The organism is Roseibium sp. (genome assembly GCF_965216085.1).
In the GTDB taxonomy this organism is placed as follows: domain Bacteria; phylum Pseudomonadota; class Alphaproteobacteria; order Rhizobiales; family Stappiaceae; genus Roseibium.
Genome location: NZ_OZ244138.1, coordinates 5,040,736 through 5,054,566, shown reverse-complemented (window position 1 = coordinate 5,054,566; position 13,831 = coordinate 5,040,736). Strand labels below are relative to the sequence as shown.

Genomic DNA, 13,831 nt, shown 5'->3' with positions numbered 1-13,831 from the left:
CTTTGCCAAACACAAAAGGCCTGTTGATCGCGGCACCGTCATCCGGCGCTGGTAAAACGACAGTGACGCTCGCGCTGCTACGGGCTTTGAAGAACGCCGGACAATCTGTGGTCTCGGCAAAATCCGGACCGGACTATATCGATCCCAAATTCCATGAAGCAGCAAGCGGCCGTCCCAGCATCAATCTGGACGCTTGGGCGATGGAGGTCCGATCGCTTCAAGCTTTGGCAAAAGGACATGCCAGCGGTCATGACTTGTTGATTGCCGAAGGAGCGATGGGGCTTTTTGACGGCGCAGCGAACAGTGTGGGATCGGCGGCCGATCTTGCAAATTGTCTGAATGTGCCTGTCATTCTGGTGGTCGATTGCGCAAAACAGGCCCAGTCGGTGGCAGCGCTTGTTCGCGGGTTTCAAACCTTCCGGTCCGATATCTCGGTCAGGGGTGTCATTTTGAACCGGGTGGGCAGTGCGCGGCACGAACAGATGTTGCGCAAAGCCTTGGCTGGTCTCGATATCGAGATCCTTGGGGCATTGCCGCGAACGGAAGAACTGGTATTGCCCGAACGCCATCTCGGTCTTGTCCAGGCGGTTGAACATGCCGGGTTGGAAGCGTTTCTTGAGACGGCCGCAGACATCTGTTCCAAGAATGTGGATCTGACTGCAGTGATGGGTCTGGCCGGGGACATTGTCCCCGCTCAGAAGTCATCAAACGTTCAACTTCCAACTCCTCTTGGCCAGCGGATCGCCGTTGCAAAGGATGTTGCCTTTGCGTTTTCTTATGTGCATTTGCTGGACCACTGGCGCCGGAGGGGCGCGGAGATCTCCTTCTTTTCGCCGTTGGCAGATGAGGGGCCTGATCCCGGCGTTGACGCCGTCTATCTGCCGGGTGGGTATCCTGAGCTACATGCGGACCGGTTGGCAAATGCTCAGGTGTTTAAGTCCGGATTACGGTTTGCCGCTGACAAAAACGCTCTGATCTATGGGGAATGTGGCGGCTATATGGTGCTTGGCGACGGCTTGATCGATGCAAACGGCCAATGCCACGAGATGCTGGGCTTGTTGCCGCTTGAGACAAGCTTTCAGACGCGCAAACGGCATTTAGGGTACCGTTGTTTGCAGTCGTTCGCTGGCGTTCCTTGGGATTCGCCGTTGTCGGCACATGAATTTCACTACGCCAGCATAGTCTGCGAAGGTGATGCCGACCGGCTCTTTGCAGCCAAGGATGCTGAAGGCCAGGACCTAGCCGACATGGGGTTGCGCACCGGGAATGTCATGGGGTCTTTCGCGCATATCATTGCCCTCGACCCGGCGACCCAGATAGATCGCAGCTGAAAACAATAGGCTCCCAGCTGCAATCTTGCCTGTATTCGAAGCGCTCAGGTTTAACCCTTCGCTTTTTTCTTCGGCCTTAAAACATGGACATGATCTGCGTCATAAAGGGCGCTCTCGCGGAAGTCCTCGCCTGGTTTCAAGGCGTGACCAACAAAGATCAGTGCGGTGCGGGTGATTTTGGAAGCCCGGACCTTTTCCGCGATGGTTGAGAGCGTACCGTGAATGAAGGATTCATCCGGCCAGCCGACACGGTAAGCCACGATAACTGGGCAGTCAGCACCGTAGTGTGGAGTCAATTGCCGTTCGACTTCACGCAAGTTCCGGATCGACAAGTGAATGGCCAACGTTGCTCCACTTTTGCCGAGCGTATCGAGGTCCTCATTGTTTGGCATGGCCGAGGACTGCATGGCCGTGCGGGTGACAATGATGGTCTGTGCAACTTCCGGAACTGTCAGTTCGGTTTTTAGAGCAGCAGCTGCGGCAGCAAACGCCGGAACACCGGGCGTGATGTCATAGTCAATACCGAGCGCATCCAGGCGGCGCATTTGTTCGGCGGTGGCACCATAGATCGACGGATCTCCGGAGTGAACGCGGGCGACGTCTTGGCCGTTTGCATGAGCGGTCTCGATTTCCGCGATGATCTCATCAAGGGTCATCGGGGCGGTGTCGATCACTCGCGCGTCTTCCGGAGCGGCCGCAACGATCTGCTCCGGCACCAGGGAGCCGGCATAAAGGCAGACCGGACAGGATTGGATCAGCTTCAAACCGCGAACGGTGATCAGATCCGGATCGCCGGGACCGGCGCCAATGAAGTGTACGGTCATTTGCTGTTTTCCGTTTTTTGGCCTTTGGGGGCGTCGATGCGTTTGGCGTAGCCGCGCGGTGTGTAGACAAAAGGTTTGCCGTCGCCGCGTGTTACCGCTTTGGAATTGGACGAGCCGACCATAACGGTGGTCAGCATGTCGACATCATCAACCTCAAGCTCTGACAATGTGAGCACGCGCAAGGTCTCTTCCGGGCGGCCAAGATTGACACCGAGCACCACCGGCGTGTCGGCCGGACGGTGCTTTAGAAGAATTTCCTTGGCCGCCGTCAACTGCGTCCGGCGGCGCTTCGAGACGGGATTATAAAAGGCGATGACAAAATCGCCTTCCGCCGCTGCGTTCAGCCGTTTTTCAATGGAGTCCCACGGTGTCAGGAGATCAGAAAGGGAAATCGCACAGAAATCATGGCCAAGCGGCGCTCCGATCTGAGCTGAACAGGCTTGCAAAGCCGATATTCCCGGCGCGTTGGTGACGCTGACGCGTTTGGCCGCATCAGATACCCCGCCATTATCAGTGTCTCGATCCAGCAATTCATAGACAAGCGCACCCATGGCGTAGATGCCGGCATCTCCGGATGAAATCAGCGCAACGTTCTTGCCTTTGCCGGCTTCTTCCAGTGCAAAGCGCACGCGATCTTCTTCCGCACCAAGTGGAAAGTTATGGTGTGTTTTGCCGGTGATGTGGGCGGACACTATATCCAGATAGAGCGAATAGCCGACTACATCCGTTGCCTCAGCCAGAAGCTTGGTTGCCTGAGGTGTTCGCCAGTCGTCTTTGCCAGGGCCAATGCCAATAACTGACAGATGACCACGCGGCCGGCCGACGGTTTGCGCGTCGATTGGCTCGAGCGCGCGGGTGATGGCGCAGGTGGCATTGGCGGTCTTTTGTTTTTCGACCGCCAGGCGGCCGTCAGGGCCAACGGCAGCAAGGGAGGCGCCTTCAGCAACTCCGTGGCAACGGACTTCCGAATAGACAACTTCCGACGGGTTTTTCAGCCGCGGTGTTTCCAGTTCCAGCTGTTCTGCCGAGAAAAGCCGGAGCGGCGCTCCGAGATGGGCAGCGAGAGCATTCATGGCCGCTTCGTCGGCCTTTAAGTCAATGGTCGCAACGCAGGCAATTGCGCCCTTGGCAATGCTGTGGATCGCCAGATGTGTATCAACGAGATCGATCAGTTCCTGGGGAGCGCAGCCGCGGGCACAGCCGACCCCAACGACATAGCGCTGCGGGTGATATACCAGCCGTGTTGGTGAGCCATCTACCGGCTCATCGGTCGCGAGCAAAGTGAGATCCGCATCTTCCGAAATCGTCAGCTTGTCCTGTTTCAGCCAGTCTGCCTGACCAAGAATTTGAACGGCCGCACCGGAGAGGAGTTCGGCCATCACCGGTTTTGCATCGTCCGGATTTGCGAGTTTCCAGCCTTTTGGCGGAGCATCCAGCGCTATACCGAGTGCGGTGTCTCCAGCCGTTGTAATCGCGGCATGCCCGCCAAGGCCTTTTGCGAGTAGACGGGCCAATTCGTTAGCGCCGCGATGGCCGCCGAGAAGCGGGACAATGCTGGACCCGTCTTCGGACACAGCGACCACAGGCGGCTCGTTGCGCTTGTCCGACAAGACCGGCGCCAGCGCCCGGATCAAAATGCCGCTGGCACAAAATCCAATGATCGGATGGCCTGCCTTAAACAGCATCTGAAGGTGTTCAATGGTTTCATTGAACTGAGTATCGGCTGTCGGCACACGACCGGCTAGTCCGTGGATGCGTGCGGTCGAAAACCGTTTGGCGATGTCCTCGGCGGTGTCGAGACCAGCCTGGTTCAGGACGAGAAGGATGGGGGAAGCGTCCACGCTTCGTCTCCCTTGTAAATGAGGATCATAGAGAAATAGGGGGCGGTTTCCGCATTGAGGTCAATCAGGCGGTGAACCTTTTGTTCCGGCAGGCTGGCCCGTTCGACGTACCCGGCTCGTTCCAAAAGACCCATGTCGTCAAGGAGTGCCTTCAAACGCGCCAAGTGCCGGCCAACTTTCATGATGGCGATCGCCTGCGCTTCGTTGATTTTGGCACGGATATCGACATCGGGTAGCGGGCCCGGAATGACTGTCAGCACATCGTTGCGCGATGTTAGCGGCCGCATCAATTGAGCTGCGCAAGTTGTCATGGAGGTAACGCCGGGCACCACTTCGCAGTCAAAACGGCCCGACAGGCGCTCGAACAGATACATGAAGGAGCCGAAGAAAAACGGGTCGCCTTCACACAACACGACGACATCGTCGCCGGCCTCAAGGACTGCGCCAATTTCTTTTGCGGCCCGATCATAGATTTCTTGTGCCGGGAACCGATCCACGCGCATAGGCACAACAATCGGGATTTCCCGAGTTCCTTCAGGGATTGCCGCTGCTGCGATCGACCGGGCAAAACTCTCGCCTGTGTCGGGAGCCGGATAGGCGATCACCTTGGCTGAGGAGATCAACCGGTGCGCCTTCATGGTCATCAGCTCCGGATCGCCCGGGCCAAGTCCAATGCCAAAGAGCTTGCCGCTCATGTTTTTGTAATACTCCATTGAGTCACCGGCATGGCCGGACGCCAGCCGGTGAGGCCGCCAACCGCGCTCGCGCGCTGGACGGACAGACGTTTTAGATCGCCGCCGTGCTGCCGGTAAGCATCCAAAAGAACTGCTTCGCTTTCCAGGGTCACAGCATTGGCAACCAGCGTGCCACCAGTCCTTAAAGCTTCAAGGCACGTTTCGATCATGCCATCGGCTGTCAGGCCACCGCCGATAAAAATCGCATCGGGTTCTGGAAGTTGCCGCAACCCATCCGGCGCATTTGCATCGCGAAGGTCCAGATGCGGGACGCCGAGGGCTACCGCATTTTCCGCGGCCATCTGGCGGCGGTCGGCATGGGGTTCCAGCGCAATCGCCTGTGTCCGGTTTGCCGCGCGCAACCATTCAATGGCAACCGAGCCGCAACCTGCCCCAACATCCCAAAGAAGGGCACCGGGATAGGGCTTGAGGGCGGCCAACGTGACCGCACGGACTTCTTGTTTTGTCATTTTGCCGTCATGACGGAAAAAGTCGTCGGCAAGACCAGGGACACGGGAACGGACCTTGGTACCCGGATCGGCGATCACTTCAACAGCAAGCGTGTGAAAATCAGCAACGTCGCCCGTCCAAGCGGCTGCAGTTCCGGATGCGGTGCGTTCTTTGTTGCCGCCAAGATGCTCAAGAACCGTCAGTCTGCTTTTGGAATAGCCTTCTTCGGTGAGGATTTTGGCGACTTGGGTTGGTGCTTTGCCGTTGCTGGTTAGAACCAGAAACCGGGCGCCTGGATAAAGCTGTGCACGCAGCAGGTCGACAGGGCGGCCATGGATGGAGAGGCACTCCGTCTCCTGAACTGCCCAGCCAAGCCGCGCGGCCGCAAGCTGAAACGCGGACGGGGCTGGAAAGACCGCCATTTCTTCTGAAGGAAAATACCGCGCCAAGCTTGAACCGATGCCATACCACTGCGGATCGCCGGTTGCGAGTACGGCGACGGACCGGCCTTTCAGTTCCGCCAGATCATCAAATACCTTGGAAAACGGCGACGGCCACAAGCGTTTTTCGCCTGAAAGCGCCGGCACGAGCTCAAAATGCCGCGCGCTACCATAGATGATGTCCGCAGTCTCAAGTGTGGTGTGGGCGGCTGTCGAAAATGATCCATCCTCGCCAAGCCCGATCAAAGTCAGCCAGGAGGTAGTCATTTGTCCTCCAGCTTGTATCGCCGGATTGATGCTTTGGTGGCCAAGGTTTCGGGTGTTCCGGTCCCGGTCACAATCGGTTGCCGTTGTCCGCGGGACTTGTTGGGTTTGCCGGCTTCCGTGCATTCTGTGCCGTTGTCTGCTCCGGGTTGTTGGCCACCTGGTTGAGATAGAAAGCCGCGTGAGCGCAGTGGCTTTTCAGCCGGGACGGATTTCAGCCCCCTTTTCGAAACCAAGCGTTTCATCTCAGGCCTCCTCCGGCAGCCCGGCGGCCAGCGCATTGACAGCAGCAGCAGCCATGGCTGATCCGCCGCGGCGGCCCTTGATTGCCAAAAACGGAATGCCGAATGGATTTTCAGCAAGCGCATCCTTGGATTCCGCTGCGCCCACAAAACCCACCGGAAACCCCAAGACTACAGCCGGTTTTGGTCCTCCTGCAGCAACCATCTCCAGAAGATGAAACAGCGCTGTTGGCGCATTGCCAATCGCGACGATGGCGCCTTCCAGCTGATCGCGCCACAACTCAACCGCGGCGGCTGACCTGGTGGTGCTGAAGTTTGCTGCCAGATCCGGAACAGATGGATCGTTCAAGGTGCAAACAACCTTGGAGGCTTCAGGCAGCCGGTTTTTGATGATGCCGTGCGCCACCATCTCAACATCGCAGAAAACCGGCGCCCCTTTTGCGAAGGCGGATTGAGCTGCACTCAAGACATCTTCGGACCAGACCAGGTCCTGTGGCAGGTCGGTCATGCCGCAGGAATGAATCAGGCGGATAGCCACTGGATGCAGCATCTCCGGCAGATGAGACAAATCAGCTTCTTGCCGCACTATGGAGAAGGACTGGCGGTAAATCTCCGCAGGCTCCGTCTCATAGGCATAGTGTGGCTTCTCGGTGGTCGGCACGAAAACTACTCAGTTATTCTGTCAGACAGCTTCTTCAGCTGTTTCGCCGTGATCCTGATCTGCGGCTTCTTCCTCGCCGTCGGCTTGATCGGTTTTACGGCCTGCCCATGCTGCTACACCGGCAATCGCGGCGGCGCCAGCAAGAGCTGCAATACCGACCCAATGGGCATGACCCGCAAGTTCACCGATATGGCCTGCATGCGCAAAAGCAGCGGTAGGTGCGGATATGGTGAGCAGTCCGGACAGGACGATCCTGGTGGTCATGGTCTTCCCTTATCTTAATGCCGTTTCGGCGAACAAATACGGCAAGTTGCGAAAGGGAGAAAGAAAGACAGATCTCTTCGGCGCGGTCTGTCAACCGCGCTCGGGTCACTTGCCTTTAACAGCTCCGGCCTTGGCCCCCGGACTGGGTCAGCCGCATCCAGAATCGCTTTCAGTCCCTGTCAGGACGCCGTCAGGTGGCGGCACCTTAGGGGAGCACCTTTGCCGGATCAAGCATCAATCCGACAAGAATTGAGCCACTGGCGTCATGCAGCCGTCCACAATGATTTCTAGAGCGAACACTCTTCGACCAAGCAACAATTTACACTGCGGACCAAACCATATAGGGGGTTGTACGTAGAGAGTTGAGGGGCTCAGGCCGGTGCAATTTATCGGACGGACAAAAAAGCAGCTACGGCAGAGGATAGGAGCGTTCCTTCTTCTGCCGTTTCTGCTTGTCTCGGCTCTACCAAAAGGTGTCATGCCGGCTTCGACCGGTGATGGCTGGTTTACCGTTACGATCTGTACCACGGACGGACTTCGGACCGTTGTTTTTGATGAGACCGGTCAAGAGGTTCCCACAGATCAAAACGAAGACACGTCTACAAGTAACCACTGTGTTTTCAGCTTTTTCGGTTCTGATATCGTTGCGCCGGATATTGCAAGCGGTAGAGAGTTCGGTGTTCCTGCAATTCTCCCCTGGCCGGTCAGCACGGCCCAGCAGATCCGGCGCAAAATCACAAGCCGTCTTGGGGCCCGTGCTCCGCCTTTTCTCGCATAAGTCCAATCCATCCTTTTGAACTTAATAACTGGCCGACAAACCACAGGTTTGTGCTGCGGCCTTTGCGAGAACACTCATGACACAAAACACACAGGCGGCGGACAGCACGCCATCCCAATCGCATTTCTATTTGGCAGCTTGGCGCTGGCATTTCTACGCCGGCATCTTTGTGGTGCCGTTCCTGATCATCTTGGCGGTTACCGGCATGATGATGATGTATATCGGCCTGTTCGATGGCCGCGACGGAGAAAAGATAACTGTACCGGTCCCAGCAAACGCCGAGGTGCTGAGCGTATCGGACCAGGCGTCGGCCGCCGCCGCTCAAATACCAGGCAGCCAGGTTATTGAGTGGCTGAAGGGCCGGGGCGCTGAAAGCGTTTCGGTTTTCAGGCTTCAAGGCGAAACCGGCCAGACCATGGTAGCAGTCAATCCGTACACCGGAGACGTCGTTGAAACTTGGGTGCGCCGGCAAGGCTGGTACGACTTTGCCGACAGCATTCACAGCGATTTGTTGTTGGGCGTCACGGGTGACCGTTTGCTCGAAATTGCAGCTGGCCTGTCGATTGTTCTGATCGTAACCGGGATTTATCTCTGGTGGCCGCGTGGTGGTGGCGTTTCCAAAGTGCTGTTTCCTGATGTGCGTCAGAAGGGCCGGGCACTCTGGCGGTCGCTTCACTCCAGCATCGGGATCTGGTTGTCTGCCATATTACTGTTGTTCCTGATCACAGGGATGGCCTGGACCGGGATCTGGGGCAGCAAGCTGATGCAAGCCTGGAACACGTTTCCGGCCGAAAAGTGGAACAATGTTCCGCTGTCAGATGACACCCACGCATCCATGAACCACGACGCTGCCTCGGATGTCCCTTGGGCATTGGAACAAACGCCTATGCCGGCCTCTGGTTCAAATCAAGGTGTGACCGGAACGGTGGACGAGGCGCCCGTCAACATTGATAGCATTTCGAACCTAGCAGCAGCCATCGGGTTCAATGCCCGTTACCGGATTGCCTATCCCAAAGGCACGGCAGGTGTTTGGACCATCAACCAGGATACGATGAGTTCCGACGCCGAAGATCCGTTCTCAGATCGAACGGTTCATGTGGATCAATTTACCGGCAAGATTTTGGCTTCGGTGGGGTTCGCCGATTATTCGCTGGCAGCGAAGGCTATGGCAGTCGGTATCCCGCTTCATATGGGATTGGTTGGACTGTGGAACCTGATCCTCAACACGATTGCCTGCTTGTCGGTGATTTTCCTGTGCATCAGTGGCGTCGTGATGTGGTGGATCCGCAGACCCAAAGGTGCAGCCTTGCGGATTGTTGCACCGAAAACGCCGGAGGATCTTCCGCATTGGCGTGGAGCCATGATCCTCATGCTGTTCTTGTCGTTGGCATTTCCGCTGGTCGGCATCACATTGCTTAGCGTTCTGGCGCTTGACTATCTGCTGGTCAAACGTATCCCGGTCTTGCGTAAAGCAATCGGTTGATGATCAGCGCACTCGGCCTCGCCTCTTGCGAGGCCGAGTGCGCTCTCTCAAGGACAGTTCGCATCAGATGGGCAACGATAAATTTGACAGGCTTGCCAGTAAGTCTGATGCCGGTTGAGCCCAACGATGCGCGTCAGGAAACCGTAGCCGGACCTGATGGCGAAGATCGGCCTTTTAGAGTATGGCTGAAATCTAAGCTGCGATCGCCCATTCTGCCGCATCCTCACGGGCACCGATCAAAGCGAGACCGTTGGCAACGGATGTTAATTCGTTGCCGCCTGAAATCCGGTCTTGCCCGAACCGGTCAGCAAACATCTTGCGGACGGCTGGTACAAAGGATGTTCCGCCCGTCATGAACACGCGGTCGATTTCCGTTTCCGCCAGATTGGCGCGTTCAAGTGTGTCATCAAGCGCCCGGTTCATCTTTGCTAGATCCGAGGCGATCCAGTCCTCAAAATCCGTGCGGGCAACTATGGCCTTGAAATTAGCTCCGAGGGGGGCAAACACCAATTCGGCCGCGTCTTCGGATGACAGGCGGGCCTTGGTCTCGGAAACGGATTTGTAAAGCGGATACCCCTGGTCTTCTTCGACCAGTTCAATGAAGAGCTCGATCTTCTCCGGCTCCAAGCACCAGCGCAGCAGCTTTTTCATTTCCTTGAAATCGTCTGACGTCTTGAAGATCGACAGCATGTGCCAGCGGGCAAAATTTGAAAAAAGGTTTGGCGGAATATCGAGGGTTTTACCCATGCTTTTGTATTGTGACCCTTTGCCGAGTTTCGGCAGTACGACCTGATCGATGATCCGGTAGTCGAACGTGTCTCCAGCAATGCCAATTCCGCCGCGCCCAAGCGGGTGTGCCTGCATGTGGCCGGCAGCCGTTTCAAACCGCATGAGGGAATAATCGGTGGTGCCACCGCCAAGATCTGCCACCAGAATGGTGGTGTCCTGTTTAAGCGATTGAGCATAAGAAAACGCAGCCCCGACTGGCTCCATGACGAACAAAACGTCTTCATAGCCAAGCTTGCGGAAGGCGGTCCGGTAACGGGCCATTGCGAGTGCTTCATCGGGGTTGTGGCCCGCGAACTCAACCGGACGGCCGACTACAAGCTTGGTTGCGGCGGGATCGATTTGCGGATTGGCGCGTTCAAAAGCGGACGCAAGAAATGTTGCCATCAGGCTTTCAAAATCGAAAGGAACACCAAAAAATCCGGTCCCTTTAAACGCTGAACTTGCAGCGAAGGTTTTCAGGGACTGGATAAAGCGGACATCACCAAAGCTTTCTAAGAACTGACGGATAGCCCAGGGACCGACTTCGGGGTGCGGTGCTTTGGCGGCGCCCTTGTCCAAAAAGCTGAGAACAGAGGGCAGGGACGCCACAGTGTCTTCGTCACGGCAGAAGTCGACAGCCGTGGCAGAGCTTGCGCCAGTTGCGGCCATCGCAACGGTGTTGGAAGTTCCAAAGTCGAGCCCGATGGTGTGTTTCATGCCGGTGCCTTTGTTCCGCAACAGCTCAACGTCCGGCACCGCATGGCAGGGTCAGTCAAACGATGTCTGGTTCATTGAAAGGAGCCGAGGCGATTACGCCTGTTTTGGAGAAAAAGCAAGGGATTGGAGATGGGGCAATACCGGTATCTCAGTGATGATTGGCCTCATGGCTTCTCTGTAACGGAAGTATTGAAGTGTTCTTGTATTTAACAAGCGCTGGATTAATGCGCAGATGCCAACTGGACTTCTGAAACATCGGAGTGGTGAGGTGCAAAAGTCGGGAGAATTTGATGTATCAAGTGGAAATTGTGTGGAATCAGTCTTCAGTCTGAGTTTAATTTCATTGTTATGAATTTATATTTCCTGAAATTAAGGTTAATTGTGGCAATATTTTGGTTAATATTTGAATGACGGGTGAAGAATTTGATCAATACATTGATTTAATCTAAAAATAGTTGATCTTAATAATTCGTTAGGTATATCTGGCGGGTCTATTGCGCCGCAAAAACAGTGCGGTTCTCTTAATTCGTGATGGTGGTTTGCCCGTCACAGCAGCTGTATCCTTGTTAGGGAAATTATGTCATTTGCGTTCAATGAAACCTTTTATCTGGCCAACAACCCAGATGTTGCAGAAGCGGTTGCCGCCGGAACAGTTGCCTCGGCAGAAGAACATTACAATCTGTTTGGATGGTCGGAAGGCCGCGATCCAAACGAACACTTTGATACCTCCTTTTACCTTTCGGAAAACCCGGATGTTGCCGCTGCCGGCGTGAACCCGTTTCATCATTTTTTGACGTATGGTGCAGCAGAAGGTCGTGTGCCTAATCCGACCATCGACGCTTTACTCGGTCACCCGGCAATTGGCGAAGGCGACGATGTCTTTGATTCGGCAACCTATCTTGCCGCCAATCCCGATGTGCAGGCCGCTGTAGATGCCGGGCAGATGACCGCATATCAGCACTGGATTATGCACGGCCAGTTTGAGAACCGTCCAGGTGCACAGACTCTATCGGGTACAGATTTGTCTGGCGGAAACTCCGATACGCCACTCGGCATCGGGGATGGCGATGATGGTGACGCCGGGGCCGGCGGAGGCGGTGGTGGCGGAGGCGGTGCCAGCCCAACCGGAAACACTATTCTGCTGGAAGCTGGAGCCTCACAGGTTTTGGTTGGCGGCGTTGCTGTTAACGCGACCAATTCAGCAACCGACTTGGGTGACACTATCTACAGTACGTTCGACAACGCAGACTTGAGTGTCATCGACGCCGGAGATGGTGACGATACACTCATCATTACTGGCTTCAATACTTTCGCAATTGACGATGTCCGGACGAACGACGCATCCGACGTGTCCGACCAGCTTGATATGGATCTGACGTCCGTCGAAAACATTATTTTTGAAGATGCGATTGGTGAAGTCGACATCGAGGATAAACACAACGGTGAAAACATAGAAGTCCAGGGCGCTTCTGGCGCCTTGGAAGCAGTTACGAAAGCCGATGGCCAGACTTTGCTTGTTGGGAACACAAGCGGAAGTTTTTATTCGGAAATTACACTGTCAAATCACACTGGCCTGTCGGTAACGCTCGGTGCCAGCGACGACTTGATTGATGAACTTCAAACAAGCGATGCTTACATCGACGCAGGCGGCGGAGACGACTTGATCGTCGTGACTGCTGAGGCTGCAGAAAACGCCACCATTTTGGGCGGTGATGGGAACGAGGATGCCTTGATCATCGATGCTGATATCACGGCAGATACCCACTATGTCTTCACCAATGTCAGCGGGGTCGAATACCTAGACATTTATGAAGATGATACTCATACAACAACGGTTGATCTCTTTGATGGTGTCAGGTTTCTTGGAGTCTTTGATGGAAGTGGACCGCAAGACACCTGGGTCAACGGTACCGCAGACCGGTGGAACAGCATCTACGAGACCAACTTCGAAGACACTGGGGCAGCTAAAACGCTCGTCCTGACGGCCGCCGGGGACATCGACTTCTCAAGATACGACGTGGATCTGTCAAATCTGGGTAACGGCGGTGCCGGAGGTGTCCTTTTGTCTTCCGGAAACGACTCGCTGAAGCTTGATGCGGACAACGCCTGCGCCGTCAGGTCCGACGACGGTTTGATCGACGGCGGTGATGGCACGGACACGCTCATTATGGCGGACGCACTTAAGGGCTTTGACGATCTTGATGCTGTCCGAAACTTCGAAACAATCGAGTTGGCGGGTGGTGCCCAAACCTTTGTGATTGCAGATGAGACAACAGCTTCAGGAGCTGCCACCAGCATTGATGCATCTGCTCTTACCGATGGCCTGATGTTCGTCGGAATTCATGAAACTGATGGCACTCTTAACCTGACAGGTTCAGACTTCGGAGATGACATATCCTTGGGAGCTGGCGCAGACACCGCGGCACTTGGCAGTGGCGACGATGTGCTCCGTATATTCGAAGTCGAAAATGGCACGTTGTTCTTTGGCGGTGACGCGATAAGTGGCTTTACTGTCGGTGTCGATGCGAGTTCGGGCGATTCAATACTGTTCTCGATTGACGATGTGGATGCCGATGACACCGCTTCCCTGTCGTTCTCAACCATTCATGGAGATGGGGCGAACAGTGATATCGGTGCGGCGGTCGATCGCGGATTGGTCTCAGTGCTGGAGGTTGCAGCTGATGCGGGGGCCGTCGCTGACGCTGCAGAGCACCAGATTATCAATTTCACAGATACGAGCGCGACGAGCTTCAGTGAGGCGATTGGTACCGGTACGGTCAATGTGAACAATGGGGCAGCTTTGAGTGCGGACACCAGTGTATTGGTTTCCTATTTTGATACGGATCTGGAAACAGGGAGCGCGGTCATCGGTTATGTCGATGATCTTGGCGTGAATAACCTTCTGGATTCCACTGATACGGTCAACATCATTGGCTCCATAGAGATGTCTGCTGGGGACTATGCGAATTTCGCGGCGAATTCGTTGATGTTCGATTCCTTCTAACGGCTGTATTCGGAGCGCACGCCAGGCATT

General features: G+C 55.6%; 12 protein-coding genes. 4 read left to right on the top strand and 8 right to left on the bottom strand.

Annotated features, from left to right (window positions below; all coding sequences use genetic code 11):
- Positions 1–2: 2 nt before the first annotated feature.
- Positions 3–1,331 carry a cobyrinate a,c-diamide synthase gene (locus tag ACOOFE_RS23695; RefSeq protein ID WP_420412324.1) on the top strand — a complete coding sequence of 443 codons (1,329 nt, stop codon included), beginning with the start codon at positions 3–5 and terminating at the stop codon, positions 1,329–1,331.
- A gap of 50 nt (positions 1,332–1,381) precedes the next feature.
- Here ACOOFE_RS23695 and cobM read toward each other — a convergent pair whose 3' ends face one another.
- The 7 genes from cobM to ACOOFE_RS23660 are packed head-to-tail and all read right to left on the bottom strand — an operon-like array spanning position 1,382 to position 7,051.
- Positions 1,382–2,155: a precorrin-4 C(11)-methyltransferase gene (gene cobM / locus ACOOFE_RS23690; protein ID WP_420412323.1), complete on the bottom strand. Its 774-nt coding sequence runs from the start codon at positions 2,153–2,155 to the stop codon at positions 1,382–1,384.
- Positions 2,152–3,996, bottom strand: a complete 1,845-nt coding sequence (cobJ, locus tag ACOOFE_RS23685) for a precorrin-3B C(17)-methyltransferase (protein ID WP_420412322.1) — start codon at positions 3,994–3,996, stop codon at positions 2,152–2,154. The genes cobM and cobJ overlap by 4 nt, the downstream gene beginning before the upstream one ends.
- Positions 3,966–4,691, bottom strand: a complete 726-nt coding sequence (cobI, locus tag ACOOFE_RS23680; protein WP_420412321.1) for a precorrin-2 C(20)-methyltransferase — start codon at positions 4,689–4,691, stop codon at positions 3,966–3,968. The genes cobJ and cobI overlap by 31 nt, the downstream gene beginning before the upstream one ends.
- Positions 4,688–5,887 (bottom strand): precorrin-6y C5,15-methyltransferase (decarboxylating) subunit CbiE, encoded by a 1,200-nt coding sequence (gene cbiE, locus ACOOFE_RS23675; RefSeq protein ID WP_420412320.1) that lies wholly within the window; start codon positions 5,885–5,887, stop codon positions 4,688–4,690. The genes cobI and cbiE overlap by 4 nt, the downstream gene beginning before the upstream one ends.
- A complete protein-coding gene (locus ACOOFE_RS23670; protein WP_420412319.1) occupies positions 5,884–6,129 on the bottom strand; it encodes a hypothetical protein in 246 nt (81 codons plus the stop codon). The genes cbiE and ACOOFE_RS23670 overlap by 4 nt, the downstream gene beginning before the upstream one ends.
- Position 6,130: 1 nt before the next feature.
- The gene (locus ACOOFE_RS23665; RefSeq protein ID WP_420412318.1) at positions 6,131–6,787 is read right to left on the bottom strand and encodes a precorrin-8X methylmutase; all 657 of its coding nucleotides are present in this window, start codon (positions 6,785–6,787) and stop codon (positions 6,131–6,133) included.
- 21 nt (positions 6,788–6,808) lie between these two features.
- Positions 6,809–7,051, bottom strand: a complete 243-nt coding sequence (locus ACOOFE_RS23660; protein ID WP_420412317.1) for a DUF6732 family protein — start codon at positions 7,049–7,051, stop codon at positions 6,809–6,811.
- A gap of 478 nt (positions 7,052–7,529) precedes the next feature.
- Between ACOOFE_RS23660 and ACOOFE_RS23655 the strand changes: the two genes are divergently transcribed.
- Positions 7,530–7,829 (top strand): hypothetical protein, encoded by a 300-nt coding sequence (locus tag ACOOFE_RS23655; RefSeq protein WP_420412316.1) that lies wholly within the window; start codon positions 7,530–7,532, stop codon positions 7,827–7,829.
- A gap of 76 nt (positions 7,830–7,905) precedes the next feature.
- Positions 7,906–9,312: a PepSY-associated TM helix domain-containing protein gene (locus ACOOFE_RS23650; RefSeq protein ID WP_420412315.1), complete on the top strand. Its 1,407-nt coding sequence runs from the start codon at positions 7,906–7,908 to the stop codon at positions 9,310–9,312.
- 192 nt (positions 9,313–9,504) lie between these two features.
- Here ACOOFE_RS23650 and ACOOFE_RS23645 read toward each other — a convergent pair whose 3' ends face one another.
- A complete protein-coding gene (locus ACOOFE_RS23645; protein ID WP_420412314.1) occupies positions 9,505–10,797 on the bottom strand; it encodes an Hsp70 family protein in 1,293 nt (430 codons plus the stop codon).
- Positions 10,798–11,374: 577 nt separating this feature from the next.
- Here ACOOFE_RS23645 and ACOOFE_RS23640 point away from each other — a divergent pair.
- Positions 11,375–13,801 (top strand): hypothetical protein, encoded by a 2,427-nt coding sequence (locus ACOOFE_RS23640; protein ID WP_420412313.1) that lies wholly within the window; start codon positions 11,375–11,377, stop codon positions 13,799–13,801.
- Positions 13,802–13,831: the final 30 nt, after the last annotated feature.